At 68.7% G+C, this 25135-nt stretch carries 23 protein-coding genes and 3 pseudogenes; 18 read left to right on the forward strand and 8 right to left on the reverse strand.

Features of this window, described 5'->3' with window-relative positions; translation table 11 throughout:
• Window positions 1–2: 2 nt before the first annotated feature.
• Together NF20_RS01470 and NF20_RS01475 are read right to left on the reverse strand one after the other, a co-directional pair.
• Entirely contained in the window at window positions 3–1100 is a 1098-nt protein-coding gene (locus NF20_RS01470) for an acyl-CoA dehydrogenase family protein (protein WP_023864163.1), read from the reverse strand.
• 29 nt (window positions 1101–1129) lie between these two features.
• Window positions 1130–2308 carry an acyl-CoA dehydrogenase gene (locus NF20_RS01475; protein WP_023871427.1) on the reverse strand — a complete coding sequence of 393 codons (1179 nt, stop codon included), beginning with the start codon at window positions 2306–2308 and terminating at the stop codon, window positions 1130–1132.
• A gap of 213 nt (window positions 2309–2521) precedes the next feature.
• On the opposite strand from NF20_RS01475, the gene NF20_RS01480 reads away from it, so the two are divergent.
• The 12 genes and pseudogenes from NF20_RS01480 to NF20_RS01535 all read left to right on the forward strand — a co-directional run bounded on the left by NF20_RS01480 (window position 2522) and on the right by NF20_RS01535 (window position 14402).
• Window positions 2522–2713: a ferredoxin gene (locus NF20_RS01480; RefSeq protein ID WP_003877155.1), complete on the forward strand. Its 192-nt coding sequence runs from the start codon at window positions 2522–2524 to the stop codon at window positions 2711–2713.
• Window positions 2714–2749: 36 nt separating this feature from the next.
• Window positions 2750–3664 (forward strand): 3-oxoacyl-ACP reductase, encoded by a 915-nt coding sequence (locus tag NF20_RS01485; RefSeq protein ID WP_033713070.1) that lies wholly within the window; start codon window positions 2750–2752, stop codon window positions 3662–3664.
• 237 nt (window positions 3665–3901) lie between these two features.
• On the forward strand, window positions 3902–4666 hold the full coding sequence (locus NF20_RS01490) for an MlaE family ABC transporter permease (RefSeq protein ID WP_003875718.1): 765 nt from the start codon (window positions 3902–3904) through the stop codon (window positions 4664–4666).
• Between the two features lie 19 nt (window positions 4667–4685).
• A complete protein-coding gene (locus NF20_RS01495; protein WP_003875719.1) occupies window positions 4686–5528 on the forward strand; it encodes an MlaE family ABC transporter permease in 843 nt (280 codons plus the stop codon).
• A 21-nt stretch (window positions 5529–5549) separates the two neighbouring features.
• Window positions 5550–6753, forward strand: a pseudogene (locus NF20_RS01500) (virulence factor Mce family protein).
• On the forward strand, window positions 6753–7805 hold the full coding sequence (locus tag NF20_RS01505) for a virulence factor Mce family protein (protein ID WP_011723688.1): 1053 nt from the start codon (window positions 6753–6755) through the stop codon (window positions 7803–7805). Before NF20_RS01500 ends, NF20_RS01505 begins: the two are co-directional and overlap by 1 nt.
• The gene (locus NF20_RS01510; protein WP_003875722.1) at window positions 7795–8859 is read left to right on the forward strand and encodes a virulence factor Mce family protein; all 1065 of its coding nucleotides are present in this window, start codon (window positions 7795–7797) and stop codon (window positions 8857–8859) included. The genes NF20_RS01505 and NF20_RS01510 overlap by 11 nt, the downstream gene beginning before the upstream one ends.
• Window positions 8856–10193: pseudogene (locus NF20_RS01515) on the forward strand (virulence factor Mce family protein); the annotation flags it as partial. The gene NF20_RS01510 and the pseudogene NF20_RS01515, both read left to right, overlap by 4 nt.
• Window positions 10194–10277: 84 nt before the next feature.
• Window positions 10278–11432: an MCE family protein gene (locus tag NF20_RS01520; protein ID WP_009974841.1), complete on the forward strand. Its 1155-nt coding sequence runs from the start codon at window positions 10278–10280 to the stop codon at window positions 11430–11432.
• A 12-nt stretch (window positions 11433–11444) separates the two neighbouring features.
• Window positions 11445–13168, forward strand: a pseudogene (locus tag NF20_RS01525) (virulence factor Mce family protein).
• 11 nt (window positions 13169–13179) lie between these two features.
• Window positions 13180–13911: a hypothetical protein gene (locus NF20_RS01530; RefSeq protein WP_019733175.1), complete on the forward strand. Its 732-nt coding sequence runs from the start codon at window positions 13180–13182 to the stop codon at window positions 13909–13911.
• Window positions 13911–14402, forward strand: a complete 492-nt coding sequence (locus NF20_RS01535; RefSeq protein WP_003875730.1) for a hypothetical protein — start codon at window positions 13911–13913, stop codon at window positions 14400–14402. The genes NF20_RS01530 and NF20_RS01535 overlap by 1 nt, the downstream gene beginning before the upstream one ends.
• Window positions 14403–14409: 7 nt before the next feature.
• Here the strand turns inward: NF20_RS01535 and NF20_RS01540 are convergent, their stop codons facing one another.
• The 3 genes from NF20_RS01540 to NF20_RS27035 all read right to left on the reverse strand — a co-directional run bounded on the left by NF20_RS01540 (window position 14410) and on the right by NF20_RS27035 (window position 16724).
• Entirely contained in the window at window positions 14410–14988 is a 579-nt protein-coding gene (locus NF20_RS01540) for a hypothetical protein (protein WP_003877164.1), read from the reverse strand.
• 92 nt (window positions 14989–15080) lie between these two features.
• Complete coding sequence (locus tag NF20_RS01545) at window positions 15081–16559, reverse strand: alpha,alpha-trehalose-phosphate synthase (UDP-forming) (protein ID WP_009974848.1); 1479 nt, start codon at window positions 16557–16559, stop codon at window positions 15081–15083.
• Window positions 16560–16724: a hypothetical protein gene (locus tag NF20_RS27035; RefSeq protein WP_003875733.1), complete on the reverse strand. Its 165-nt coding sequence runs from the start codon at window positions 16722–16724 to the stop codon at window positions 16560–16562.
• A gap of 81 nt (window positions 16725–16805) precedes the next feature.
• On the opposite strand from NF20_RS27035, the gene NF20_RS01550 reads away from it, so the two are divergent.
• The 5 genes from NF20_RS01550 (at window position 16806) to NF20_RS01570 (ending at window position 21100) form a co-directional block, all read left to right on the forward strand.
• Window positions 16806–17561, forward strand: a complete 756-nt coding sequence (locus tag NF20_RS01550; protein WP_081759490.1) for a phosphate ABC transporter ATP-binding protein — start codon at window positions 16806–16808, stop codon at window positions 17559–17561.
• Window positions 17558–18340, forward strand: a complete 783-nt coding sequence (locus NF20_RS01555) for an ABC transporter permease (RefSeq protein ID WP_003875735.1) — start codon at window positions 17558–17560, stop codon at window positions 18338–18340. Before NF20_RS01550 ends, NF20_RS01555 begins: the two co-directional genes overlap by 4 nt.
• Window positions 18341–18422: 82 nt before the next feature.
• A complete protein-coding gene (locus tag NF20_RS01560) occupies window positions 18423–19358 on the forward strand; it encodes an enoyl-CoA hydratase (protein WP_003875736.1) in 936 nt (311 codons plus the stop codon).
• Between the two features lie 90 nt (window positions 19359–19448).
• A complete protein-coding gene (locus tag NF20_RS01565; protein WP_003875737.1) occupies window positions 19449–20294 on the forward strand; it encodes an SDR family oxidoreductase in 846 nt (281 codons plus the stop codon).
• Between the two features lie 14 nt (window positions 20295–20308).
• The gene (locus NF20_RS01570; RefSeq protein ID WP_009974856.1) at window positions 20309–21100 is read left to right on the forward strand and encodes an SDR family NAD(P)-dependent oxidoreductase; all 792 of its coding nucleotides are present in this window, start codon (window positions 20309–20311) and stop codon (window positions 21098–21100) included.
• Between the two features lie 4 nt (window positions 21101–21104).
• Here NF20_RS01570 and NF20_RS01575 read toward each other — a convergent pair whose 3' ends face one another.
• Both NF20_RS01575 and NF20_RS01580 read right to left on the reverse strand, forming a co-directional pair.
• Complete coding sequence (locus NF20_RS01575) at window positions 21105–22667, reverse strand: LCP family protein (protein ID WP_085989539.1); 1563 nt, start codon at window positions 22665–22667, stop codon at window positions 21105–21107.
• A 310-nt stretch (window positions 22668–22977) separates the two neighbouring features.
• Window positions 22978–23247, reverse strand: coding sequence for a hypothetical protein (locus NF20_RS01580; protein ID WP_019732234.1), 270 nt, complete (start codon window positions 23245–23247; stop codon window positions 22978–22980).
• Window positions 23248–23397: 150 nt separating this feature from the next.
• Here NF20_RS01580 and NF20_RS27535 point away from each other — a divergent pair, with 150 nt between their 5' ends.
• On the forward strand, window positions 23398–23574 hold the full coding sequence (locus tag NF20_RS27535; protein WP_003875741.1) for a hypothetical protein: 177 nt from the start codon (window positions 23398–23400) through the stop codon (window positions 23572–23574).
• A gap of 24 nt (window positions 23575–23598) precedes the next feature.
• Here the strand turns inward: NF20_RS27535 and NF20_RS01585 are convergent, their stop codons facing one another.
• Window positions 23599–25095 carry an amidase gene (locus tag NF20_RS01585; protein WP_019732235.1) on the reverse strand — a complete coding sequence of 499 codons (1497 nt, stop codon included), beginning with the start codon at window positions 25093–25095 and terminating at the stop codon, window positions 23599–23601.
• Between the last annotated feature and the right edge of the window lie 40 nt (window positions 25096–25135).

Below are 25135 nucleotides of genomic sequence, written 5' to 3' on the forward strand. Positions count from 1 at the left end.
GCCTAGGCGGGCGTCTCCGCCAGCTCGCGGCCGATCCGGCGCAGCTGCCCGGTGGCGCCGCCCAGCGCGAACTCGGCCTGTTTGGCGGCCAGGAAGTAGCGGTGCACCGGGTGATCGGTGTCGACGCCGACGCCGCCGTGTACGTGCACGATGGTGTGCGCCACCCGATGCCCGGCGTCGGCGGCCCAGAACGCCGCGGTGGCGACGTCGACCTCGGCCGGCAGGTCCTCCGAGACCCGCCAGGCGGCCTGGGTGAGCGTCAGGCGCAAGCCCTTGACGTCGATGTAGCCGTCGGCCAGCCGCTGCGACACCGCCTGGAAGCTGCCGATCGGGCGGTCGAATTGCTCACGGGTGCGGGCGTATTCGGCCGTCATCTGCAGGCCGCGCTCGAGCACCCCGAGCTGGAAAGCGGCCCGCCCCAAGGTGCCCAGCGTGCCCAGCCAGGCCGCGACCTCGGCGCCTCCGACCTGGCGGGTGCCGTCCACCTGGGTCCCGTCCAGCACCAGATGCCCGACGCTGCCCAGGCCGGTGGTCTCCAGCGCGGTCACCGTGACGCCCGGGTCGTCGGCGGCAACCAGGAAAACCGCTGTGCCGGAATCGGTTTCGGCGGGAACCAGGAAGGCGTCGGCGACGGGGCCGAAGCCGACCTGGGTGCGGGTGCCGGTCAGCCGGTAGCCGGCGCCGGCGCTGACCGCCTGCACCGGTCCCTCGCCCATCTCCGGGTCGAGGGCGACGGTCAGCGTCTTTTCGCCGCTGACCGCCGGCACGCCCCAGCCCTGCTGCAGCTCCTCGGTGCCGAACCGGGCCAGCGCCCCGGCGCCCAGCACCACCGACTCCAGGTAGGGCACCGCGGCCAGCTGGTGACCCAGTGCCACCAGGATCGCGATCTGCTCGAGCGCGCCGAAGCCGTCGCCGCCCAGCGATGTCGCCGACGCGCTGGACAGGATGCCGGCGTCGATCAGCTTGGCCCACAGGTCGCGGTCGAAGCGCTGTTCGAGGCCGTCGAGCTCGCGTTGGTGTTCGGGTGTGCAGACCGAGTACACGATGGTGTCGACCAGGTTGCCGAGATCGTGCGCCGCTTCGGTGGTGGTGAAGTCCATGAACGTCCGTCCTTGTCTGCAGATGCGGCTCAGCGGTTGCGGGGCAGTCCCAGCGCGACCATGCCGATGATGTCGCGCTGCACCTCGTTGGTGCCGCCGCCGAAGGTCAGGATCAAACACGCCCGGTGCATCCGCTCCACCCGGCCGCGCAGCAGGGCGCCGGGCGAGTCCTGACGGACGGTGGCCGCGGTGCCCAGCACCTCCATCAGCAGCCGGTAGGCCTCGGTGGCCAGCTCGGTGCCGTACACCTTGGCCGCCGAGGCGTCGGCCGGCCCCAGGGCGTGGCCGTCGGAGGAGGCCAGCTCCCAGTTGATCAGCTTGAGCACCTCGGCCTTGGCGTGCACCCGGGCCAGGTTGATCTGCACCCACTCGGAGTCGATGAGCCGGGCGCCGCGGGCGTCCTTGGTGTTCTGCGCCCATTCCCGCACCTCGCGCAGCGCCAAATAGATCGGCGCCGGCGAGACCAGCGCGACGCGCTCGTGGTTGAGCTGGTTGGTCACCAGCTTCCAGCCGCCGTTCTCCTCGCCGACCAGGTTGGTCACCGGCACCCGCACGTCGGAGTAATAGGTGGCGCTGGTGTCCGGGCCGGCCATGGTGTGCACCGGCGTCCAGGAGAAACCCTCCGCGGTGGTGGGCACCACCAGCATCGAGATGCCGCGGTGCTTCTTGGCCTCGGGGTTGGTGCGCACCGCCAGCCACACCCAGTCGGCGTAGGCGATCAGGCTGGTCCACATCTTCTGGCCGTTGATCACATAGTCGTCGCCGTCGCGCACCGCGGTGGTGCGCAGGTTGGCCAGGTCGGTGCCGGCGCCCGGTTCGGAGTAGCCGATGGAGAAGTGCAGCTCGCCCGCGGCGATCTTGGGCAGGAAGTACTTCTTCTGCTCGTCGGTGCCGAACGCCATGATCGTCGGCGCCACGCTGTTGATCGTCAGGAACGGCACCGGCGCGCCGGCGATGGCGGCCTCGTCGGTGAAGATCAGCGAGTCCATCGGGGAGCGGTCCTGGCCGCCGTACTCCTTGGGCCAGTTCAGGGTCAGCCAGCCGTCCTTGCCCATCTGGGCGACGGTTTCGCGGTAGACGTTGCCGACCCCGTATTCGCCCTGCGTCGAGCTCAGCGCCTCGCGGCGCTGGGGCGTCATCAGCTTGGTGAAGTACGACCTCAGCTCGCGACGCAGGTCCTCCTGCTCCGGGGTATAACTGATGCGCATTTCGGCCGTCCTTGAGGTCAACGTCGTTCGGAGTGACAAGCCACGTCGCGTGGTGCGGCTCGACCAACGGCTACCCGTTCGTCTTCCCGGTTGTAACACGTTCTAGTCTGGGAATCCAGCGACCGTTTCCCCAGAGGTGTCGGGGTCCTATGGTGGACCTACATACTGACGAGGCGTGTCCTCAGTTCGAAGGCCAGGTTCAAGGAGGGTGCTGTGCGGGTGATCGTGGACCGTGACCGGTGCGAAGGTAACGCAGTGTGCTTGGGAATTGCCCCAGATATCTTCGACCTCGACGACGAGGACTACGCCGTGGTGAAGCTGGACCCGATTCCCGCCGATCAGGAGCAGTTGGCCGAGCAGGCGATCGCCGAATGCCCGCGCGCGGCGCTGTCGCGCGGCGACTGAACCGGGCGGAACACAGAAACTAGAGGTATTCATAAATTGACTAGCAGCACGAACGCGACCGATCTGTCCGGAAAGGTCGCGGTGGTCACCGGTGCGGCCGCGGGGCTGGGACGCGCCGAGGCGCTCGGGCTGGCACGCCTGGGCGCGACCGTCGTCGTCAACGACATCGCCACCGCGCTGGACGCCTCCGACGTCATCGACGAGATCAACGCCGCCGGCTCCAAGGCCGTCGCGGTGGCCGGCGACATCAGCGAACGCGCCACCGCCGACGAATTGGTTGCTCAGGCCGACGGGCTGGGCGGGCTGGACATCGTGGTGAACAACGCCGGCATCACCCGCGACCGGATGCTGTTCAACATGTCCGACGAGGAGTGGGACCTGGTCATCGCCGTGCACCTGCGCGGCCACTTCCTGCTGACCCGCAACGCCGCCGCCTACTGGCGCTTGAGGGCCAAGGAGGCCGGCGGCCGGATCTTCGGCCGCATCGTCAACACCGCGTCGGAGGCCGGCCTGGTCGGCCCGGTCGGGCAGGCGAACTACGGCGCCGCCAAGGCCGGCATCATCTCGCTGACCCTGACGGCCGCCCGCGCGCTGGGCCGCTACGGCGTGTGCGCCAACGCGATCTGCCCCCGGGCGCGCACCGCGATGACGGCCGACGTGTTCGGCGATGCGCCCGAGGTCCCGGCCGGCGGGGTCGACCCGCTGTCGCCCGAGCATGTGGTCAACCTGGTCACGTTCCTGTCGTCGCCGGCCGCCGCCGAAGTGAACGGGCAGGTGTTCATCGTCTACGGTCCACAGGTGACACTTGTCGCTGCGCCGACCGCCGAGCACAAATTCAGCGCGGAAGGCCCCGCGTGGGACCCCGCCGAACTCAGCGCGACGTTGCAGGGTTACTTTGCTGGACGTGATCCCGAGCACAATTTTTCGGCGAGCGCACTGATGGAGCAATAGCTGGGGGCAGCTAATCGGCGGGGGGAAATCAGCAGGTAGAACGTGTGTCAGTTTGACACGTGACAAGTGCGTCTGACCTGCTGAATTAACGGTTGGGATAAAGAAATGCTGTTCATTGACATGGTGAACTTGTTCTGAGTTAATATGATCCGGCTCACACCGGCCCGGGTGCGAACCTAAACGACGCAAAGGCCAGCCATAGACTTCGCCGAGACCTATCGAGGGGGGAATCTCAAGTTGATCGAACAACTTGCGGTCCCCGCCCGCGCCGTCGGCGGTTTCTTCGAAATGATGATCGATACCGGCCGGGCGGCGTTTCGCCGGCCGTTCCAGTTCGGCGAGTTCTTGGATCAGACGTGGATGATCGCCCGGGTGTCGCTGGTGCCCACGCTGTTGGTGTCGATCCCGTTCACGGTGTTGGTGGCGTTCACCTTGAACATCCTGCTGCGCGAGATCGGCGCGGCGGACCTCTCGGGGGCCGGCACGGCGTTCGGCACCATCACCCAGCTGGGTCCGGTGGTGACGGTGCTGGTGGTGGCCGGCGCGGGTGCGACGGCGATCTGCGCGGATCTGGGTGCGCGCACCATCCGCGAGGAGATCGACGCGATGCGGGTGCTGGGCATCGACCCGATCCACCGGCTGGTGGTGCCCCGGGTGCTGGCGTCGACGGTGGTGGCGTTGCTGCTCAACGGATTGGTCTGTGCCATCGGGCTTTCCGGTGGGTATGTGTTCTCGGTCTTTCTGCAGGGCGTCAACCCGGGTGCGTTCATCAACGGGCTGACGGTGCTGACCGGTCTGCGTGAATTGGTGCTGGCCGAGGTCAAGGCACTGCTGTTCGGGGTGATGGCCGGGATGGTGGGCTGTTATCGCGGGCTGACCGTCAAGGGCGGGCCCAAGGGGGTGGGCAACGCGGTCAACGAGACCGTTGTCTATGCGTTCATTTGTCTGTTCGTGATCAATGTGGTGATGACCGCCATCGGCGTGCGAATCTCGGCGAAGTGATGGGACGGGTGGGCACGCCATGAGTTATGACGCCACGCTGCGATTTCGGCGGTGGTTCTCGCGGCTGCAGGAACCGGTCGACGACTTCGGTGAGCAGGCGCTGTTCTACGGGCAGACCATGCGCTACGTGCCCAACGCGCTCACCCGGTACCGCAAGGAGACGATCCGGCTGATCGCCGAGATGACCATGGGCGCAGGCGCTTTGGTGATGATCGGCGGCACGGTGGGGGTGGCGGCCTTTTTGACCCTGGCCTCGGGCGGGGTGATCGCCGTGCAGGGGTATTCGTCGCTGGGCAACATCGGCATCGAGGCGCTGACCGGGTTCTTGTCGGCCTTCCTCAACGTGCGGGTGGTCGCGCCGGTGATCGCCGGCATCGCGCTGGCGGCCACCATCGGCGCCGGCGCCACCGCGCAGTTGGGGGCGATGCGGGTCTCCGAGGAGATCGACGCCGTCGAGTGCATGGCGGTGCACTCGGTGTCCTACCTGGTCTCCACCCGGCTGATCGCCGGCTTGATCGCGATCGTTCCGCTGTACTCGCTGTCGGTGCTGGCCGCGTTCTTCGCCGCCCGCTTCACCACCGTCTACATCAACGGGCAGTCAAAGGGCCTCTATGACCACTACTTCAACACCTTCCTGATCCCCTCGGACCTGCTGTGGTCGTTCCTGCAGGCCATCGTGATGTCCATCGCGGTCATGCTGGTGCACACCTATTACGGCTACAACGCGCACGGCGGCCCGGTCGGCGTGGGCATCGCCGTCGGCCAGGCCGTGCGCACCTCGCTGATCGTCGTGGTCGTCATCACTTTGTTCATCTCGCTCGCCGTCTACGGGGCATCGGGTAACTTCAACCTCTCCGGATAAGAGAACCGCTTAACAAGGGACATGGCAGACACAGGAGCGCGACGCACCACCGTCCGGCTGGCCGCAGCAGTGCTGGCCGGCCTGATGGTGGCTTTCGCTGTGCTGACCTATCTTTCGTACACGGCGGCCTTCGCGCCGATCCGACACCGTCACCGTGTCCGCGCCCCGCGCCGGGCTGGTGATGGAGCAGGGCGCCAAGGTCAAATACCGCGGCATCCAGATCGGCAAGGTCGAGGCCATCGAGTACTCCGGCGACCAGGCGCGGCTGACGCTGGGCATCAACAGCAAGGACATGCATTTCATCCCGTCCAACGCCACCGTGCACATCGCCGGCAACACCATCTTCGGCGCCAAGGCGGTGGAATTCATTCCGCCGCAAACACCTTCGCCGACCTCCCTGCGCCCCGACGCCCACGTCGCGGCCACCTCGGTGCAGCTGGAGGTCAACACCTTGTTCCAGTCGCTGATCGACCTGCTGCACAAGATCGACCCGGTCGAACTCAACGGAACGCTGAGCGCGTTCTCCGAAGGCCTGCGCGGCCACGGTGACGACCTGGGCGGCATCCTGTCGGGGCTGAATACGCTGACCCGCCAAGCGAATCCGAAGCTGCCGGCGTTGCAGGAGGACTTCCGCAAGACCGCGGTCGTCAGCAACGTCTACGCCGACGCCGCGCCGGACCTGAACACCGTCTTCGACAACCTGCCCACGATCAACAAGACCGTGGTGGACCAGCAGAAGAACCTCGACACCACGCTGCTGGCCACCATCGGCCTGGCGAACAACGCCTATGACACGTTGGCCCCGGCCGAGCAGGACTTCATCGACACCATCAACCGGGTGCGCGCCCCGCTGAAGGTGGCCGCCGACTATTCACCGGAATTCGGCTGCCTGTTCGCCGGCATCGAGCGCGGCATCAAGGAATTCGCCCCGCTGCTCGGCGTCCGCAAGGCGGGCCTGTTCACCTCGTCCAGCTTCGTGCTGGGCGCGCCGTCGTACACCTATCCCGAATCGCTGCCGATCGTCAACGCCTCCGGCGGGCCGAACTGCCGTGGGCTGCCGGACATCCCGACCAAGCAGACCGGCGGCTCGTTCTACCGGGCGCCGTTCCTGGTCACCGACAACGCCAACATCCCGTACGAGCCGTTCACCGAACTGCAGGTCGACGCGCCCTCCACGCTGCAGTTCTTGTTCCACGGCGCCTTCGCGGAACGGGACGACTTCTGATGGCCGGCTCCGGAATGCCCTCGCATCGCTCGATGGTGATCAAGGTCAGCATCTTCGCGGCGGCCATGCTGTTGGTGTCGGCCGGACTGGTGGTGGTCTTCGGCGACTTCCGGTTCGGCCCCGAAAGCACTTACCACGCAACGTTTGTCGACGTGTCCCGGTTGAAGGCCGGCCAGAAGGTGCGCATCGCCGGTGTACCGGTCGGTGCGGTGGAGGCCGTGAAGCTCAACCGGGACAACACCATCGACGTGACCTTCGGGGTGGACAAGCGCTACACCCTGTATTCGTCCACCCGCGCGGTGATCCGCTACGAAAACCTGGTCGGCGACCGGTATCTGGAGATCACGTCGGGCCCCGGCGAGCTGCGCAAGCTGCCGGCGGGCGGGACCATCAACAGCCAGCACACCCAGCCCGCACTGGATCTCGACGCGTTGCTGGGCGGACTGCGGCCGGTGCTCAAGGGCCTGGACGCCGACAAGGTCAACACCATCAGCAGCGCGGTCATCCAGCTGCTGCAGGGCCAGGGCGGGGCGTTGTCCAACGTGCTGGCCGACACCAGCGCGTTCACCTCGGCGCTGGGTCAGCGCGATCAGCTCATCGGTGACGTGATCAACAACCTCAACACGGTGCTGACCACCGTCGACCAGCGCAGCGCACAGTTCTCGGCCAGCGTCGACCAGTTGCAGCAGTTGATCACCGGGCTGGCCAAGCACAAGGACGACATTGCGGGAGCCATCCCGCCGTTGGCCTCGACGACGACGGATCTGACTGAGCTGCTGCAGAATTCGCGCCGGCCGCTGCAGGGCGTACTGGAGAACACCCGCCCGCTGGCCACCGAGCTGGACAACCGCAAGGCCGAGGTGAACAACGACGTCGAGCAGCTGGGCGAGGACTATCTGCGGCTGGCCGCACTCGGCGCCTATGGTTCGTTCTTCAACATCTACTTCTGTTCCGTGACGATCAAGATCAACGGCCCGGCCGGTAGCGACATCCTGCTGCCGCTCGGCGGCCAGGTGGATCCCAGCAAGGGGAGGTGCGCTTTTGTCAAGTAACGCACCGCGTGAGCGCGATCCACTGCGCACCGGCATCTTCGGTGTGGTGCTGGTGGTGTGCGTCGTGCTCATCGCGTTCGGTTACGCCGGATTGCCGTTCTGGCCGCAGGGCAAGATCTACGACGCCTACTTCACCGACGCCGGCGGCATCAATCCCGGTAACGCCGTGTACGTTTCGGGCCTCAAGGTCGGCAAGGTGACCGACGTCGGCCTGGCCGGCGACAGCGCCAAGATCAGCTTCAGCGTCGACCGGCACGTGGCCGTCGGCGACCAGTCGCTGGCCGCCATCCGCACCGACACCATCCTCGGCGAACGCTCCATCGCGGTGACCCCGGCCGGCGGCGGCAAGGCCACCACCATCCCGCTGAGCCGGACCACGACGCCCTACACGCTGGCCGGTGCGCTCGAGGACTTGGGATCCAACGCCAGCAACCTGAACAAGCCCCAGTTCGAGCAGGCGCTGCACGTGCTGACCGACACCCTGCACGACGCCACCCCGGAGCTGCGCGGTGCGCTGGACGGTGTGACCTCGCTGTCGCGCACCCTGGACCGCCGCGACGAGGCGCTGCAAAGCCTGCTGGCGCACGCGAAGTCGGTCACCGGTGTGCTGTCCCAGCGCGCCGAACAGGTCAACAAGCTGGTCGACGACGGCAACGAGTTGTTCGCCGCGCTCGACGAGCGGCGGGCCGCCCTCGGCCGGCTGATCTCGGGGATTCAGGGCCTGTCGGCGCAGATCTCGGGCTTCGTCGCCGACAACCGCAAGGAATTCGGCCCGGCGCTGAACAAGCTCAACGACGTGCTGGCCAACCTCAACGAGCGACGCGACTACATCACCGAGGCCCTCAAGCGGCTGCCCACCTACGCCACCGAGCTGGGCGAGGTGGTCGGCTCGGGCCCCGGGTTCAACGTGAACGTCTACGGCGTCATCCCGGCGCCGCTGCTGGCGACGATGTTCGACTTCTTCTATCAGCCGGGCAAGATGCCGGCCAGCCTGGCCGACTACCTGCGCGGCCTGATTCAGGAACGCTGGATCATCAGGCCGAAGTCACCATGATGCAGCGGTTGGCCGGCAGCAGGGGGCTGCGCTACACCACCATCATCGCGCTGGTCGCGGTGTTGGTGGGTGGCGTGTATGTGCTGACGTCGCAAGCGAAAACCCGCAAGATCGTCGGCTACTTCACCTCGGCGGTCGGGTTGTATCCCGGCGACCAGGTTCGCGTCCTCGGCGTCCCGGTCGGCACCATCGACACGATCGACCCGCGGCCCACCGACGTCAAGATCACCATGTCGGTGTCCCAGGACGTCAAGGTGCCCAAGGACGCCAAGGCCATCATCATGTCGCCAAACCTGGTGGCGGCCAGGTTCATTCAGTTGACGCCGGCCTACACCGGGGGGCCGGTGCTGGCCGACGGCGCCAGCATCGGCCTGGACCGCACCGCCGTCCCGGTGGAGTGGGACGAGGTCAAACAGTCGCTGACTCAGCTGGCCGTCCAACTCGGACCGACGGCCGGATCTATGCAGGGACCGTTGGGCGCGGCGATCAACCAGGCCGCGGACACCTTCGACGGCAAGGGCGAGTCGTTCCACAGCGCACTGCGTGAACTCTCGCAAGCCGCTGGGCGGCTTGGGGATTCGCGCGGCGACATCTTCGGCACGGTGAAGAACCTGCAGATACTGGTCAACGCGCTGTCGTCCAGCAACGAACAGATCGTCCAGTTCGCCGGCAACGTCGCCTCGGTGTCGCAGGTGCTCGCCGACAGCTCGCGGCACCTGGACACCACCCTGGGCACCCTCAACAAGGCGCTGTCGGACATCCGCGGGTTCCTGCACGAGAACAACTCGACCATCGTCGATACGGTCAACAACCTCAACGACTTCGCCAAGACGCTCAGCGACCAGAGCGACAACATCGAGCAGGTGCTGCACGTCGCGGGTCCGGGTATCGCCAACTTCTACAACATCTACGACCCCGCGCAGGGCACGCTCAACGGGCTGCTGTCCATCCCGGAATTCGCCAACCCGGTTCAGTTCATCTGCGGTGGGTCCTTCGAGACGGCCGGGGGCCCCCGGGCGCCGGACTACTACAAGCGCGCCGAACTGTGCCGCGAGCGGCTGGGGCCGGTGCTGCGCCGGCTCACGGTGAACTATCCGCCGCTGATGTTCCACCCGCTCAACACGATCACCGCCTACAAGGGGCAGATCATCTACGACACCCCGGAGACCCAGGCCAAGTCGGCGACCCCGGTGCCGCAGCTGACCTGGATTCCCGCCAAGGGCGCCCAGACCCCGCCGGCCGCGCAGAACCCGGCGGACCTGCAGGCCCTGCTAGTGCCGACGGCCCCGCAATCCGGTCCGGCGCCGGCCGGCGCCGCCCCGCCCCGGGGCCCGCCCCGGGCAGCGCGTTCGGCCTCGGCCCGGCCCGCCCCCGGGCCAGGCGCCCGGCGGGCTGGGCGCCGACTTGGGCGGTGGCGGATGAGCCGAATGTGGTTGCGCGCCGGCGGATTGGCGACGGGCAGCATGCTGCTGGCCGGCTGCCAGTTCGGCGGGCTGAACTCGCTGGCGATGCCCGGCACCGCCGGTCACGGCAGCGGCGCCTACTCGATCACCGTCGAACTGCCGGACGTGGCGACGCTGCCGCAGAACTCCCCGGTGATGGTGGACGACGTCACCGTCGGCAGCGTCGCCGGCATTTCGGCCGAACAGCGCTCGGACGGATCGTTCTATGCGGCAGTGAAATTGGCGCTGGACAAGAACGTGGTGCTGCCGGCCAACTCGACCGCGACGGTCGCCCAGACCTCGCTGCTCGGCTCGATGCACATCGACCTGAACCGCCCCAAGGACAGGCCGGCCGTCGGCCGGCTGACCGACGGGTCGAAGATCGCCGAGGCCAACACCGGTCGCTACCCCACCACCGAAGAGGTGCTCTCGGCGCTCGGTGTCGTGGTGAACAAGGGCAATGTCGGTGCGCTGGAAGAGATCACCGACGAGACCTACCGGGCCGTCGCGGGCCGCCAGGACCAGTTCGTCGACCTGGTGCCCAGGCTGGCCGAGCTGACCTCGGGGCTCAACCGTCAGGTGAACGACATCATCGACGCGGTCGACGGATTGAACCGGTTCTCGGCGAGCCTGGCCCGCGACAAGGACAACCTGGGGCGGGCGCTGGACACGCTGCCCGAGGCGATCCGGGTGCTCAACAAGAACCGGGACCACATCGTCGAGGCGTTCAGCGCGCTGCACAAACTGGCCGACGTCACCTCGCACATCCTGGCCAAGACCAAGGTGGACTTCGCCGCCGACCTCAAGGACCTGTACGCCGCCGTCAAGGCCCTCAACGACAACCGCCGCAATTTCGTCACCTCGCTGCAGTTGTTGCTGACCTTCCCGTTCCCCAACTTCGGCATCAAGCAGGCGGTGCGCGGCGACTACCTCAACGTGTTCACCACCTTCGACCTCACCTTGCGCCGGCTCGGCGAAACCTTCTTTACCACGGCGTATTTCGACCCGAACATGGCCCACATGAACGAGATCCTCAATCCGCCCGACTTCCTGGTCGGCGAGATGGCCAACCTGTCCGGACAGGCGGCCGACCCGTTCAAGATCCCGCCCGGCACGGCTTCGGGACAGTAAGGGGCGGACGCAATGCATGACAGACTGACCAAGATCCAGCTGGCGATCTTCGCCGTCATCACGGTCATCACGCTGACCGTCATGGCGGTCTTCTACCTGCGGCTGCCCGCCACGTTCGGCATCGGAACCTACGGTGTGAGCGCCGATTTCGTGGCCGGCGGCGGCCTGTACAAGAACGCCAACGTCACCTACCGCGGCGTGGCCGTGGGCCGGGTCGAGTCGGTGGGGCTGAGCCCCAACGGCGTGATCGCGCAGATGCGGCTCAACAGCGAGACGGCCATCCCGTCGAACGTCACCGCCACCGTCAAGAGCGTGTCGGCGGTGGGCGAGCAGTACATCGACCTGGTGCCCCCGAGCGCGCCGGCATCGACCAAGCTGCGCAACGGATCTCGCATCGAGCGGCAGAACACCCGGATCGGCCAGGATGTGGCCGAGCTGTTGCGGCGGTCCGAGACGCTGGTCAACAGCCTGGGCGACACCCGGCTGCGGGAGCTGCTGCACGAGACGTTCATCGCGGCCAACGGCTCGGGCCCCGAGCTGGCCCGGCTGTTCGAGTCGGCCCGGCTGCTGGTGGATGAGGCCAACGCCAACTATCCGCAGGTGTCGCAGTTGATCGATCAGGCCGGCCCGTTCCTGGAGGCCCAGATCCGCGCCGGCGCCGACATCAAGTCGCTGTCCGACGGGCTGGCCCGGTTCACTTCCGAAGTGCGGCAAGCCGATCCGCAACTGCGCGACACCCTGGCGACCGCGCCCGCCGCCACCGACGAGGCCAGCACCGCGTTCTCCGGCATCCGTCCCTCCTTCCCGGCGCTGGCCGCCAGCCTGGCCAACCTGGGCCGGGTGGGCGTCATCTACCACAAGTCGATCGAGCAGCTGCTGGTCGTGCTGCCGGCGCTGTTCGCCGCGATCACCACCGCGGCCGGCGGCGGGCCGCAGGACGAGGGCGCCAAGCTGGACTTCAAGCTCGACCTCAACGACCCGCCGCCGTGCGCCGTCGGGTTCCTGCCGCCGCCGTTGATGCGCACCCCCGCCGACGAGACGGTGCGCGAGCTGCCCAAGGACATGTACTGCAAGACCGCGCAGAACGATCCGAGCACCGTGCGCGGCGCGCGCAACTACCCCTGCCAGGAATTCCCCGGCAAACGCGCCCCCACGGTGCAACTGTGCCGCGACCCGAAGGGCTATGTGCCGATCGGGCGCAACCCGTGGCGCGGCCCGCCGGTGCCCTATGACACCCCGGTCACCAACGGGCTGAACGTGTTGCCGCCCAACAAGTTCCCGTACATCCCGCCGGACGCGGAGCCCGACCCCGGCACGCCGATCGTCGGGCCGCCGCCGCCGGGGGTGGTGCCCGGGCCGGGGCCGCTGCCCAACAAGCAGCCGGCCTACGCCCCGCCGCCCCCCAACGACAACGGGCCGCCGCCGCCGTTCACCTCGTGGCAGCCGCCGGGGGTACCGCCGGTGCCGCCCCAGCTGCCGTACCCCAAGTGGCTGCCGCCGCCGGCGCCGCCGGAGGGCATCAATCCGCCGCCGGCGGGTCCGGGCCGGAGAAGCCGTGGGGGCCGCCGCCCGCCGGGCAGCCGCAGGCCAGCGGCCCGGCGTACGCCACCTATGACGAGAAGACCGGCGCGTTTGTCGATCCGGCCGGTGGCACTGGTATCTTCGCGGCCGGCGCGACCGGGACCTCCGGCGCCGAGAACTGGGTGGACCTGATGCGTGATCCAAGGCCTATGTGATGGAGCCGGTAATGGACCCTGCCGGGGCGGACGCCGCCGCGGCCGACCAACCGACGAGCAGGCCGCGTGCTCGTCGGCGCGCCTCCCGCGCGGCGGGCCCGGCCAAGAGCGAGTCGAGCCAGGCCGTGACCGTCGCGACCGAGGTGGCCGCACCGGCGCCCGCCCCGAAACCGTCGGCCAAATCCGGCAAGACGCTCAAGTCGCTCAAGCCGCCGCCGCGGCGCCAGCCGCACCGGACGCTGGTGGCGTGGATCTCGTTCGCGGCGGCCGTGTTGGCGGTGGGGGCGCTGGCCGGTGGGGTGGCGGTGCTGTTTGTCCAGCAGCGCGACGCCCAGGCCAAACAGTCCCGCGACCAGCGTTTCGTCGACACCGCCACGCAGACGGTGGTCAACATGTTCAGCTACAAGCAGGACAACATCGACGAGAGCGTGAACCGGTTCGTCAACGGCACCAGCGGGCCGCTGCGCGGCATGCTCAGCGCCAACAACAACGTCGAGAACCTCAAGGGGCTGTTCCGCTCCACCAACGCCACGTCGGAGGCCGTCGTCAACGGCGCCGCCCTGGAAGGCGTTGACGCCGTTACCGATAACGCGTCGGTGCTGGTGTCGGTGCGGGTCACGGTCGCCGACATCGACGGGGTCAACAAGCCGTCCATGCCGTACCGGTTGCGGGTGATCGTGCACGAGGACGACGCCGGGCGGATGACCGGCTACGACCTGAAGTATCCAGACGGGGGCAATTGATGCGATGGCGGCGCCGGCTGCTCGTCGTCGCGGGTTACCTGCTGGCCGTGGCGTTCGTCGGGCTGTCCGCGGTGGCCGGCGCGATGTATTGGGACCGGGTCCAGACCCGCGGTGAGCAGGCGGCGCGCGCGGTGCTGCCCGGCCTGGCCGCCAAGGAGATCCCCGAGGTCTTCGCCTACGACTACCAGACCGTCGAGCGCAGCCTGTCGGCCGCGTACCCGTTGTTGACGCCGGACTATCGCGCGGAGTTCCAGAAGAGCGTCAACAACCAGATCATCCCCGAGGCCAAGAAGCGCGAAGTGGTGGTGCAGGCCAACGTCGTCGGCGTGGGAGTCATGTCCGCCCAACGGGATTCGGCGTCGGTGATGGTGTACATGAACCGGACGGTGACCGACAAGTCCCGCCAGCCGCTCTACGACGGCAGCCGGCTGCGGGTGGACTTCAAAAAGATCGGCAAGCAGTGGCTGATCGCCTACATCACGCCGATCTAACCCCGGTTCAGTAGCACATCGCAATACCGTTGCAGTACAACGGGTATCGCTCGATCGGGCTGGGCGGCGGACCGGTCATCTGCAGCGAGAACGGCTGCTTCTTCATCTCCGGCTGCAGCCCGCACACCGCGCCGTGCAGCGTGGTGTGGGTGCCGCTCATGGTCTCGTCGCTGAACGCGTAGGTCTCAGTGGTGGGCGCGGTGCCCCCGCCCGGGCAGGACACCCCGTTGTCCTTTTGCACCTTGAACGTCCACAGCATGCTCGACATCCGGGCGCGGCCGCTGAAGTTCTGCAGCTTGTCGGCGGCGCTGATCTGCTCGGGCGTCGAACTGACGATGTTCAGCGCGCAGTTGAACGCGAAGACGATCGGGTCGGAGTAGTCGTTCATGTTGCGGGTCCCGGACGGCTGATCGCACAGCGCCGAGATGGTCCAGGTGACCCCGGAAACGCCGGCCTCGTTGTAGTTGTAGGTGCCGTCCGCCGGCGGGCCGACGGCTTTGGCCGGCTGCCCGGATTGCACCGCGATTCCGGTGCCGACTGCCATGACGACGGCGGCGCCTGCGGCCAGGCCGTGACGGAGCTTCATCGCAACCGCCTCTCCTTCACGTTCGACGCTGACTCTGAGTATCACAGCGTTGCCGGGCCGGCACCATGGGTCCCCCCGGCGAGAGCGCCCGATCAGCCGTCTCGCGGCCCCGACTCGGCGAGCGCGTCGAGGAACGAACGCGCCCAGCGGTCGACGTCGTGCGCGAGCACCTGGCGGCGCAACGACCGCATCCGGCGCCGGCCCTCCTCGACCGATTGGTTGAGCGCGGCCTCGACGGTGTCCTTGACGCCCTCCAGGTCGTGCGGGTTGACCAGATACGCCTGCCGGAGTTCGGCTGCGGCGCCGGTGAATTCGGACAGCACCAGCGCCCCGCCGAGGTCGCTGCGACAGGCCACGTACTCCTTGGCGACCAGGTTCATCCCGTCGCGCAGCGGCGTGACCAGCATGACGTCGGCCGCCACGAAGAACGCGATGAGTTCGTTGCGGGGGACCGGCCGGTGCAGGTAGTGCACCACCGGATGCCCGACCTCGCCGTACTCGCCGTTGATGTGGCCGACCTGGCGTTCGATGTCGTTGCGCAGCTGCTGATAACTGTCCACCCGCTCCCGGCTCGGGGTGGCCAGCTGCACCAGCACGGTGTCGTCGCGCTTGGCGCGGCCCTCGGCCAGCAGCTCCGAAAAGGCTTTCAGCCGAACGTCGATGCCCTTGGTGTAGTCCAGCCGGTCGACGCCCAGCAGCACCTTGCGCGGGTTGCCCAGCTCGGCCCGGATCTCGCGGGCGCGGCGCCGGATATCGCGGTGCCGGGCCGTCTGGTCGAGCGCCGTGGAGTCGATGGAGATGGGGAAGGCGCCCACCCGGACCACGCGGGACTCCAGCTCCACTTCGCCGTAGCGTGACCGCACCCCGACCGCGCCGCGGGAGGTGTTGGCGCCGATCAACCGCCGGGACAGGAACAGGAAATTCTGGGCGCCGCCGGTCAGATGGAACCCGACCAAATCGGCGCCGAGCAGGCCCTTGACGATCTCGGTCCGCCACGGCAGCTGCATGAACAGCTCCACCGGCGGGAACGGGATGTGCAGGAAGAAGCCGATGGTCAGGTCGGGTCGCAGTTCGCGCAGCATCGCCGGCACCAGCTGCAGCTGGTAGTCCTGCACCCACACGGTCGCGCCGCGCGCGGCGGCGCGCGAGGTGGCCTCGGCGAAGCGGCGGTTCACGGCGACGTAGCGGTCCCACCATTCGCGGTGGTAGATCGGTTTGACGATGACGTCGTGATACAGCGGCCACAGCGTGGCGTTGGAGAAGCCCTCGTAGTATTCGGCGACGTCGTCGGCGCTCAGTTTGACCGGCCGAAGCTCCAGGTCGTCCTGGACGATCGGGTCGTCCTCGTGGTCGACGTCCTCGTCGACGATCCCGGGCCAGCCCACCCATGCCCCGCGCTGGCGGCGCAGCAGCGGTTCGAGGGCGGTGACCAAGCCGCCGGGGCTGCGCTTCCAGGCCGTGCTGCCGTCGGGAAGCCGCTCCTGATCCACCGGCAGCCGGTTGGCGACCACGACGAAGTCGGAATTGCCGTAGCTGGCCGTCTTCGAGCCTCGCCCTCCCCCGGGAGCCATTTACGTGTCGAGCTTCGCCGGCCCAATACCGAGCATGGACAGGAAGACCCGGCACTCGTCGGCGTCGTTGGCGTACGCCGCCACGACCCGCCTGGCCTGGCTCGCAGTGCTGTCGGCGACCGGCTCGACGTCGCCGATTTCGCCCGGATCAGATTTCGTAGGCATGACTTAACTGTAAGCGACGCGCGCGAGCGGCCGCAGCTGTGTCTCACCAGCTAACGGGCGTCGAGCGTATTTATCGCCGGTTTGCAGGGATTCGCCGCGCCGCGCGCGAAGACACGGTCGGCCGGCGCCGCGGTGTTGCAGGATGAGCGGGTGACCGCTGAGGAGCCGGTGTTCGAGTTCGTCGACGTCGTCGTCGAACGGCGCGGGCTGCGGGCGCTGGACGGGCTGACCGCCGCGATTCCCGGGCGCGGGGTGACGGCGGTGTTCGGGCCGTCGGGATCGGGCAAATCGACCCTGCTGCGGTTGTGCAACCGGCTGGAGCTGCCGACGAGCGGGCGGGTGTCCTTCTACGGCTCCGACATCGCCGGGCTGGACCCGCTGTGGCTGCGGCGCCGGGTCGGCATGTGTTTCCAGCGCCCGACCCCGTTCCCGGGCACCGTCGCGGACAACCTGCGGGTGGCCGACCCGGACGCCGACGAGGCGCGCATGCGCGAGACGCTGGACCGAGTGGCGCTGACCGGTGCGTGGTTGGACCGCGACGTGCTCGCCCTGTCCGGCGGCGAGGCGCAGCGGGTGTGCCTGGCCCGCACGCTGATGGCCCGCCCGCAGGTGTTGCTGCTGGACGAACCCACCTCCGCCGTCGACGCCGAAGCGGCCGAAGTCATCGAGCGGGCGGTGCGGGAGCTGGCCGCCGACGGCACGCCGGCGCTGTGGGTGACCCATGACGCGGCGCAGGTGACGCGGGCGGCCGACCGGGTGCTGCGGCTGGAGCGCGGCCGCAGCCTGGGGCTCAGCCCGGTCGGCAGCGGGCCCGACGACGGCGCGGTGCCGCGATGAACGGCCAGGTCGGCTGGCTGGGCCTGGCGACGTCGCTGATCCTGGTGGCGTTCGCGGGCGCGATCTCGCTGTGGCGGCGGTTGGGCCTGGAGCGCCAGCTGCTGTGGGCGGCCTCCCGCGCGTTGGTGCAGCTGCTGCTGGTGGGCGGCGCGCTGACGCTGCTGTTCGAGCCGGGCCGGTCGCTGTGGTGGTCGTGGGCCTGGGTCGCGGGGATGGTCGGCTACGCCGGGGACGTGGCCCGGCGGCGGGCGCCCGAGGTGCCGCGGTTCGCCCCGCTGGCGGTGGCGGCGTTCGCCGCCGCCGCGGTGGTGACGCTCGGGGTGCTCTTTGGGCTGCGGGTGTTCCCGCTGCAGGGGCGCACCCTGGTGCCGGTGGCGGGGATGATGATCGGCAATTCGATGACCGCCATGGTGCTGGTGGCCCGGCGGTTGGTCGACGAGCTGCGCGACAAGCGCGACGAGGTCGAGGCCAGGCTGGCACTGGGGCAGCCGTCGGGCCAGGCCGCCTCCCCCTACCTGCGGATCGCGTTACGGTCGGCGATATCCCCGCAGATCGAGACGACCAAGGCCACCGGCCTGGTGTTCCTGCCGGGCGCGATGACCGGGCTCATCCTGGCCGGCGTGCCGCCGCTGCAGGCGGTGCTGGTGCAGGCCGTGGTGATGTTCTTGATCCTGGGTTCGGTCGCGGCCACCACGGTGGTCGTCGCGCTCGGCATCGTCCGGCTGGTGTTCACCCGCGACCATCGGCTGCGGCCGCTGGATCAGCGGCCGCCGGATTGACCGTCAACCCCGGGGCGTTCCGGTTACACACTGGCCGTAATGTGTAAACAATCCTGAGCCGACGACAAGCGAGGTGGGCGCAATGACTCTCTCCGAACAAGCGGGGGCGCAGCCCGGCGCCCGGCCGGCCGAGGAGCTGGTGACCTACGAAACCCTCGACGAGGGCCGCATCGCGCGCATCTGGCTCAACCGGCCCGACGCCCACAACGCGCAGAGCCGCGGGTTGCTCGTTCAGCTCGACGAGGCGTTCGTGCGGGCCGAGGCCGATGACGCCGTTCGGGTGGTCATCCTGGCTGCGCGCGGCAAAAACTTCTCCGCCGGTCACGACCTGGGCTCGGAGCTGGCGCTCGCCGAACGCCAGCCCGGGCCCGGCCAGCATCCGACCTTCCGGTTCAACGGCGCCACCCGCGATCCCATCGCGGAGAAGACCTACCTGCAGGAGTGGCACTACTTCTTCCAAAACACTTGCCGCTGGCGCGATCTGCGCAAGATCACCATCGCCCAGGTGCAGGGCAACGCGATCTCGGCCGGCCTGATGCTGATCTGGGCGTGCGATCTGATCGTGGCCGCCGACAACGCCAAGTTCAGCGATGTGGTCGGCGTCCGCATGGGCATGCCGGGCGTCGAATACTACGCGCACCCTTGGGAATTCGGCCCCCGCAAGGCCAAAGAGCTGCTGCTGACCGGTGATGCGCTGGACGCCGACGAGGCCTACCGGCTGGGCATGGTGTCCAAGGTGTTCCCGGCCGACGAATTGGCCGACAAGACACTGGAATTCGCGCGCCGCATCGCCGAGCGGCCGACTATGGCCGCCCTGCTGATCAAGGACTCGGTCAACGCCGCCTCGGACGCGATGGGCTTCACGGAGGCGCTGCGGCACGCGTTCCACATCCACGAGCTGGGTCACGCGCACTGGGCGGCGCACAACGAGAACAGGTATCCGGTCGGCCTGCCGCCCGACGTCGAGGACTGGCGCAACGCGAAGCCGACCAGGCTGGCCCGCCGCGACACCCCGTAGCGAGCCCTAACGAGACCGGGGGTAGCGATATTCACCCCGAGGGGACATGCTTCTATAGCTAGAACCTGTTCCAGTTCGAAAGGGCCTCGCGTGCAGCTTTCCTTCCAAGACCGGACCTATCTCATCACCGGCGGCGGCAGCGGGATCGGCAAGGGCGTGGCCGCGGGCCTGGTCTCGGCCGGGGCGTCGGTGATGATCGTCGGCCGCAACCCGGACCGGCTGGCCGGCGCCGTCGAGGAGATCGCACCGCTGGCCGACCGCGCCGGGAACGGCGGGGCGATCCGCTACGAGCCCACGGACGTCACCAACGAGGACGAGGTGGCCCGCGCGGTCGACGCCGCGACGGCATGGCACGGCCGGCTGCACGGGGCCGTGCACTGCGCCGGAGGCTCGTTGACGGTCGGGCCGATCACCCACACCGACTCGGAGGCATGGCGAAACACCGTCGACCTCAACGTCAACGGCACCATGTACGTGCTCAAGCACGTCGGGCGCGAACTGGTGCGCGGGGGCGGCGGCTCGTTCATCGGGATCTCCTCGATCGCCGCCAGCAACACCCACCGCTGGTTCGGGCCCTACGGCGTCACCAAGTCGGCCATCGACCACATGATGATGCTGGCCGCCGACGAACTCGGGGAGTCGTGGGTGCGGGTCAACAGCATCCGCCCGGGCCTGATCCGCACGGATCTCGTTGACGCCAGTGTGATTCAGTCGCCGGAGATCAGCGCGGACTACGCCCAGTGCACGCCGCTGCCCCGCGTGGGCGAGGTCGAGGACGTCGCCAACCTGGCGATGTTTCTGCTCAGCGACGCCGCCGGCTGGATCACCGGCCAGTGCATCAACGTCGACGGCGGCCACATGTTGCGTCGCGGCCCCGACTACTCGTCGATGATGGTGCAGATGTTCGGCCAGGACGCGCTGCGCGGCGTGGTCTGAGCCGGGAGAATCGCATGAAAAGGCTTGAGGGCAAACGGATTCTGGTGACCGGCGCCGCGTCGGGCATCGGCCAGGCGACCGCGCTGCGGTTGCTGGACGAGGGCGCCGCGGTGGCCGCCTCCGATGTCGCCGTCGACGGGCTGGAGCGGACCCGCGACCGGGCGGCGCAGGCCGGCACCGCCGAGCGGCTGGTCACCGTGACCATGGACGTGGGCCGCGAGGACGCGGTGGTCGACGGCGTGCGCGTCGCCGTCGAGCAGCTGGGCGGCCTGGATTCGCTGGTCAACGCCGCCGGCATGCTGCGCGCCGCGCACACCCACCAGACCAGCCTGCAGCTGTGGAACCAGATCATCGGCGTCAACCTGACCGGGACCTTCCTGGTGGTCCGGGAGGCGCTGCCGGCGCTGCTGGACAACGCGCGCAGCGCGGTGGTGAACTTCAGCTCCACGTCGGCCTCGTTCGCCCATCCCTATATGGCCGCCTACGCCGCGAGCAAGGGCGGCATCCAGGCCTTCACCCACTCGTTGGCGCTGGAATACGCGCGCCGGGGCCTGCGTGCGGTGTGCGTGGCGCCGGGCAGCATCAAGTCCGGCATCACCGACGCCACCGGCGGCTACATCCCCGAAGACGCCGACTGGTCGCTGTTTTCGCGGTTGCTGCCGGTGCTGCCGACCACGGTGGAATCCAGCGGCACCGGGATGGCCGAGCCCACCGCCGTCGCCGGGGTGATCGCCATGCTGGTGTCCGACGACGGCGCGTTCATCACCGGCACCGAGATCCGCATCGACGGCGGAACCCACGCCTGAGAGTTCAGTTCACGCACGGCACGCCGCCGCCGTCGATCGGTTTCCCCTGATCCGGCGTCGGATACGTGGTGGTGGTGCCGTTGTAGTAGTAGGTCTTGGCCTTGCTCGACGTGGTGGTGCTGCTGGTGCTCGTCGTGTCGTCCAGCTGGGTGTCGTCGGTGGTGGGCATCGTGAAGTTGGTGTCCACCGTCAGCCGGATGTGGCCGGGCGCGATGCTGGGGCTGGGCTGGTTGGGCGCGTCCAGGCTGAGCAGGTTGGCCAGGTTGCGCGCGTCGTTCTGGGCGCCGGCGCCGTACTCGATGGTGGTGGCGGCCGGGTCGCCGGACTCGCGGTCGCGGACCTGGCCCGTGGTGTAGCCCCGCTTCTTCAGCGCGTGCGACACCTCGCTGGCCAGCCCGCTCATGCTGCCGGAGTTGACCACGTCGACCACCGTGGACGGATCGGGTGCGACGGACGTGCTGGTGGGCGCGGACGTCGGCGCGTCGGCGCCGATCGCGGCCGCCACCTCCGCCTTGATCGCCGCGGGGTCGACGATGTTGACGTCCTGACCGTCGATGTTGTCGTAACGCACCACCGGCAGCGTGCGGAATTCGATGTTGCCGCCGGCCAGCCCGCCCAGCCGCTGGATCATGTCGTCGGTCCAGCCCGCCGACAGCACCACGTCCTTGCGCGCCACCGCCATCAGATTCTTGAGCTTGTCGATGTTGGTGAAGGTGCCCGCCGCCTGCAGCTCCTGCATGACCGAGGAGATGAACGCCTGCTGGCGGTGGGTGCGGTCCAGATCGCCGTTGTCCAGGCCGTGCCGCTGCCGGACGAACGAGAGCGCCTCGGACGCGTCCAGCCGCTGGCGCCCGGCCGGGAAGTCGGCGCCGGAATACGAGTCGTAGACGGGATGGTTCAGGCACACCTCGACGCCGCCCAGGGTCTGCGCCAGGTCGTAGAAGCCGGCCAGGTTGACCTCGGCGAAGTAGTCGATGGGCACCCCGGTCAGGTTGCGCACCGCGCGCAGGGTCGCCGCCCGACCGGCTTCGCGGCCTTTGGTCTCGAGTTCCTTCTGGCTGCTGGTGCCCTGGTTGGCCAGCTTCTGGGCGACGTACTGCTTGGTCAGCCCGTACGCCTCCTTGATCTTGATGTGGTTGTATCCGGGCACCCCGCTGAACGGCACCCAGTCGTCGCGGGGGATGGAGAACGCGACGACCTTGTTGTCGGCGCTGACGTGCACCAGGATCAGCGTGTTGGTGTTGTAGCCGCCGTCGTCGGAATCGCCCGCGTGCAGGTGCTTCAGGATCGAATACGGTAGGTCGTTGCCGTCCTGGTCCTTCCGCGAGTCCAGCCCGATCAGCAGGATGTTCATGTTGTCGCCGCTGGAGCGGGGATCGTCGGGTTGCAGCGCGTTGGACACCGTGATGCCGCCCAGCGCGCCGTGCGCGACGTAGTATCCGGCGCCGGTCAGCCCGATCGCCGCCACGGAGACCAGTGCACCCAGGGTGCGCGTCAGCCCCTTACGGAAACGGGAGGGCTGACGGACGGCTCGATGACGGCGATGGGCACCGCCCGAGCGGGCCATCACAAACCTCTGCCCACACCCAGCACATCGCCGGGCGCCGTGACGGCGGTTTGCGGCGATGTTGCTCCAAGCATGGTGACAAGTATGCGTTAGCTCGCTGTGAAGCCCCCAATCGAGAGCACCCGTCACCAGGGGCAACCGGGCGCGTGGGTGGCGCCGGTTTGCGCCGGCGATCGCCGCCCCACCTGCGTGTTTACCCCCGACTGGGGCCGGGTGGGGCCGCGCCGATCTCCGGGAGGTCTCGGGCCGAACACGGCGCTGTCCGGATCGACTCGCATTCGTTACCGCGCCGACACCGCACCTGGCCGCCCTAGCGGGCCTTGACCAGGTCTTCGCCCGATTGGTAGAAGAGCGCGATGTTGCTGCCGGTGACGATCTCGGCGAGGTAGACGCCGACGGGTTCGACCTCGTAGTAGTAGTGGGCGTTGCCCTCGGTGTCCAGCGTCGAGGCGCAGGACAGCCCCGGCGCGCCGCAGCGCTGCTTGATGGGCGCCGCGAGGGCGGCGAGCAGCACGACCACGGCGATGCCGATGGTCAGCGGGATTCGGTGCACCAGTGACCCCGTTCGCGCCAGATTCACGGCTGGAGTGTAAGCGGCCGACCCCGCGGGTACGCGGCCCTGAGCCGAGCGAAGGGCCGAGACACGCTTGCGGCCGCTCGCGGTGGCGCGGCCGCGAAATTCCGAGCCGCCCGAGCGCGAGGCGGACGCGAACAGGATTGGAGGGCAGGCATGCGCGCCGAGGAAGGCGACGAATCCGTCAAGGACTATGCAAAGGAAAGCCGGGAAACCCTGGGTCGCATCAAGGCCTCCCAACATGGCGGCGGCCGGCTCGGTGCCATCGCCCGCCGCTTCGCGCGGCTGTGGCGCGGACCCCGCGGACCGGAGGACGCCGGTCCCGCCCGCTGAGCGCGTAAGCGCTTGGGCCGCAGGTTAATTCGGTGGGGTGACCGGCGCCGGGTGGCGCTGCGCCCACGGCCGGGCCTGCTCGAGTTGCGCGGCCAGTTGCAGCAGATCCCCGTCGGCGCCGAGCTTCCCGACGAACTGCACACCGAGCGGAAGGCCGTCGTCGGTCCAGTGCAGCGGCACGCTGATCGCGGGCCGCCCGGTCAGGTTGGCCAGCTGCGTGTAGGGCACCCAGCCCAGGCTCTCCCGGATGAGGTCATCGAGAATCCCGCTGAGCCGCATCAGTTTACCGCCGCGCACCCTGCTGACCAGGCGGGCCGCGCGCTGCAGCGCCGCCGACGTCGAGGTGGCACCGACCACCAGGGGAGGGGTGGCCAGGGTGGGCGTGAGGAAGAAGTCGTAGCCCTCGTGGAACGCCGCCAGCGACTGGATGTAGGTGTTCCTGTTCTCCAGGGCGGACATCACCGGCAGCACCCCGCCGGACCGGCCGAGCTCACTGATTGCCAAGGTGTCGGCCTCGAAGTCGTTGTCGCGGGCCCCGGTTCGCCTCCTGATGTCGGCGACCTGCTGGTGCAGCTGGGCGAACCAGATGGTCAGGAAGTCACGCCCCAGCGCGGCGTCGTCGTAGGGCGGGGCAACCTCGCGCACCCGGTGGCCTAACTCGCTCAGCAGGGCCGCAGTGTTCTCGACGGCGGCGAGGGCCTCGCGGTCCGGGCGCGGGTTGAGCGCCGAACGGGCCGAGTACCCGATTGTCAGAGGTCCCGGAGAGCGCGTGATCTGTTCGGCAAAGGGCTTGTCCGGCAGCGCAACTCGGTAGGACGCGTCGGGGTGGTGCCCGATGATCGCGTCCAGCAGCGCGGCGCTGTCGCGCACCGTGCGGGTGACCACACCCTGGGTGGCCATGCCCAGCATCAGCTCGCCGGTCTGCGGGCCGTAGGGTGCCAACCCCCGGCTGGGCTTGAGGCCGACGAGGCCGTTGCAGGCGGCCGGGATGCGGATCGACCCGCCACCGTCGTTGGCGCCCGCGGCCGGGACAATGCCGGCCGCCACCGCCGCGCCGGATCCGCCCGACGAGCCGCCGGGGGTGCGTTCGGTGTCCCACGGATTGCGGGCGGGTCCCCAGTAATCGGGCTCGGTCACCCCCTTGGCCCCGAACTCGGGCGTATTGGTCTTGCCGAAGATCACCAGCCCCGCGTCCAGGAACCGCTGGGTGACCAGCGCGTGCCGGTCGGCGACGTCGTTGGCCAGCGACCGTGACCCGCACGAGGTGGGAAAGCCGCGATACTCCTGGCCGAGGTCCTTGAGCAGGAACGGCACCCCGGCGAACGGCCCGCTCAGGTTCGGGTCGGCGGCTTGCCGGTCGGCGACGTCGTCGAGCCGGCACACGATGGCGTTCAGGCGCGGATTCACCGCGTCCGCGCGCTGCCGTGCCAGCGCGAGCAGTTCGGCCGGCGTGACCTGCTTGTCCGCCACCAGCCCGGCCAGGGCGGTCGCATCCAACGCCATGTACTCGTCCAGACGCATGCCGTTGACGTTAAGCCACCGCGGGCCCGGCCGGGGGCCG

It is taken from the genome of Mycobacterium sp. MAC_080597_8934, from assembly GCF_000523975.1.
In the GTDB taxonomy this organism is placed as follows: domain Bacteria; phylum Actinomycetota; class Actinomycetes; order Mycobacteriales; family Mycobacteriaceae; genus Mycobacterium; species Mycobacterium avium.

Bases quoted from the DNA above. Each gene is read 5' to 3' on its own strand.
- NF20_RS01520 (WP_009974841.1), top strand. From the start codon at position 10,278: ATGAGCCGAATGTGGTTGCGCGCCGGCGGATTGGCGACGGGCAGCATG.
- NF20_RS01475 (WP_023871427.1), bottom strand. From the start codon at position 2,308: ATGCGCATCAGTTATACCCCGGAGCAGGAGGACCTGCGTCGCGAGCTG.
- NF20_RS01470 (WP_023864163.1), bottom strand. From the start codon at position 1,100: ATGGACTTCACCACCACCGAAGCGGCGCACGATCTCGGCAACCTGGTC.
- NF20_RS01555 (WP_003875735.1), top strand. From the start codon at position 17,558: ATGAACGGCCAGGTCGGCTGGCTGGGCCTGGCGACGTCGCTGATCCTG.
- NF20_RS01495 (WP_003875719.1), top strand. From the start codon at position 4,686: ATGAGTTATGACGCCACGCTGCGATTTCGGCGGTGGTTCTCGCGGCTG.
- NF20_RS27535 (WP_003875741.1), top strand. From the start codon at position 23,398: ATGCGCGCCGAGGAAGGCGACGAATCCGTCAAGGACTATGCAAAGGAA.
- NF20_RS01575 (WP_085989539.1), bottom strand. From the start codon at position 22,667: ATGGCCCGCTCGGGCGGTGCCCATCGCCGTCATCGAGCCGTCCGTCAG.
- NF20_RS01530 (WP_019733175.1), top strand. From the start codon at position 13,180: ATGGACCCTGCCGGGGCGGACGCCGCCGCGGCCGACCAACCGACGAGC.
- NF20_RS01560 (WP_003875736.1), top strand. From the start codon at position 18,423: ATGACTCTCTCCGAACAAGCGGGGGCGCAGCCCGGCGCCCGGCCGGCC.
- NF20_RS27035 (WP_003875733.1), bottom strand. From the start codon at position 16,724: ATGCCTACGAAATCTGATCCGGGCGAAATCGGCGACGTCGAGCCGGTC.
- NF20_RS01570 (WP_009974856.1), top strand. From the start codon at position 20,309: ATGAAAAGGCTTGAGGGCAAACGGATTCTGGTGACCGGCGCCGCGTCG.
- NF20_RS01545 (WP_009974848.1), bottom strand. From the start codon at position 16,559: ATGGCTCCCGGGGGAGGGCGAGGCTCGAAGACGGCCAGCTACGGCAAT.
- NF20_RS01535 (WP_003875730.1), top strand. From the start codon at position 13,911: ATGCGATGGCGGCGCCGGCTGCTCGTCGTCGCGGGTTACCTGCTGGCC.
- NF20_RS01585 (WP_019732235.1), bottom strand. From the start codon at position 25,095: ATGCGTCTGGACGAGTACATGGCGTTGGATGCGACCGCCCTGGCCGGG.
- NF20_RS01505 (WP_011723688.1), top strand. From the start codon at position 6,753: ATGGCCGGCTCCGGAATGCCCTCGCATCGCTCGATGGTGATCAAGGTC.
- NF20_RS01540 (WP_003877164.1), bottom strand. From the start codon at position 14,988: ATGAAGCTCCGTCACGGCCTGGCCGCAGGCGCCGCCGTCGTCATGGCA.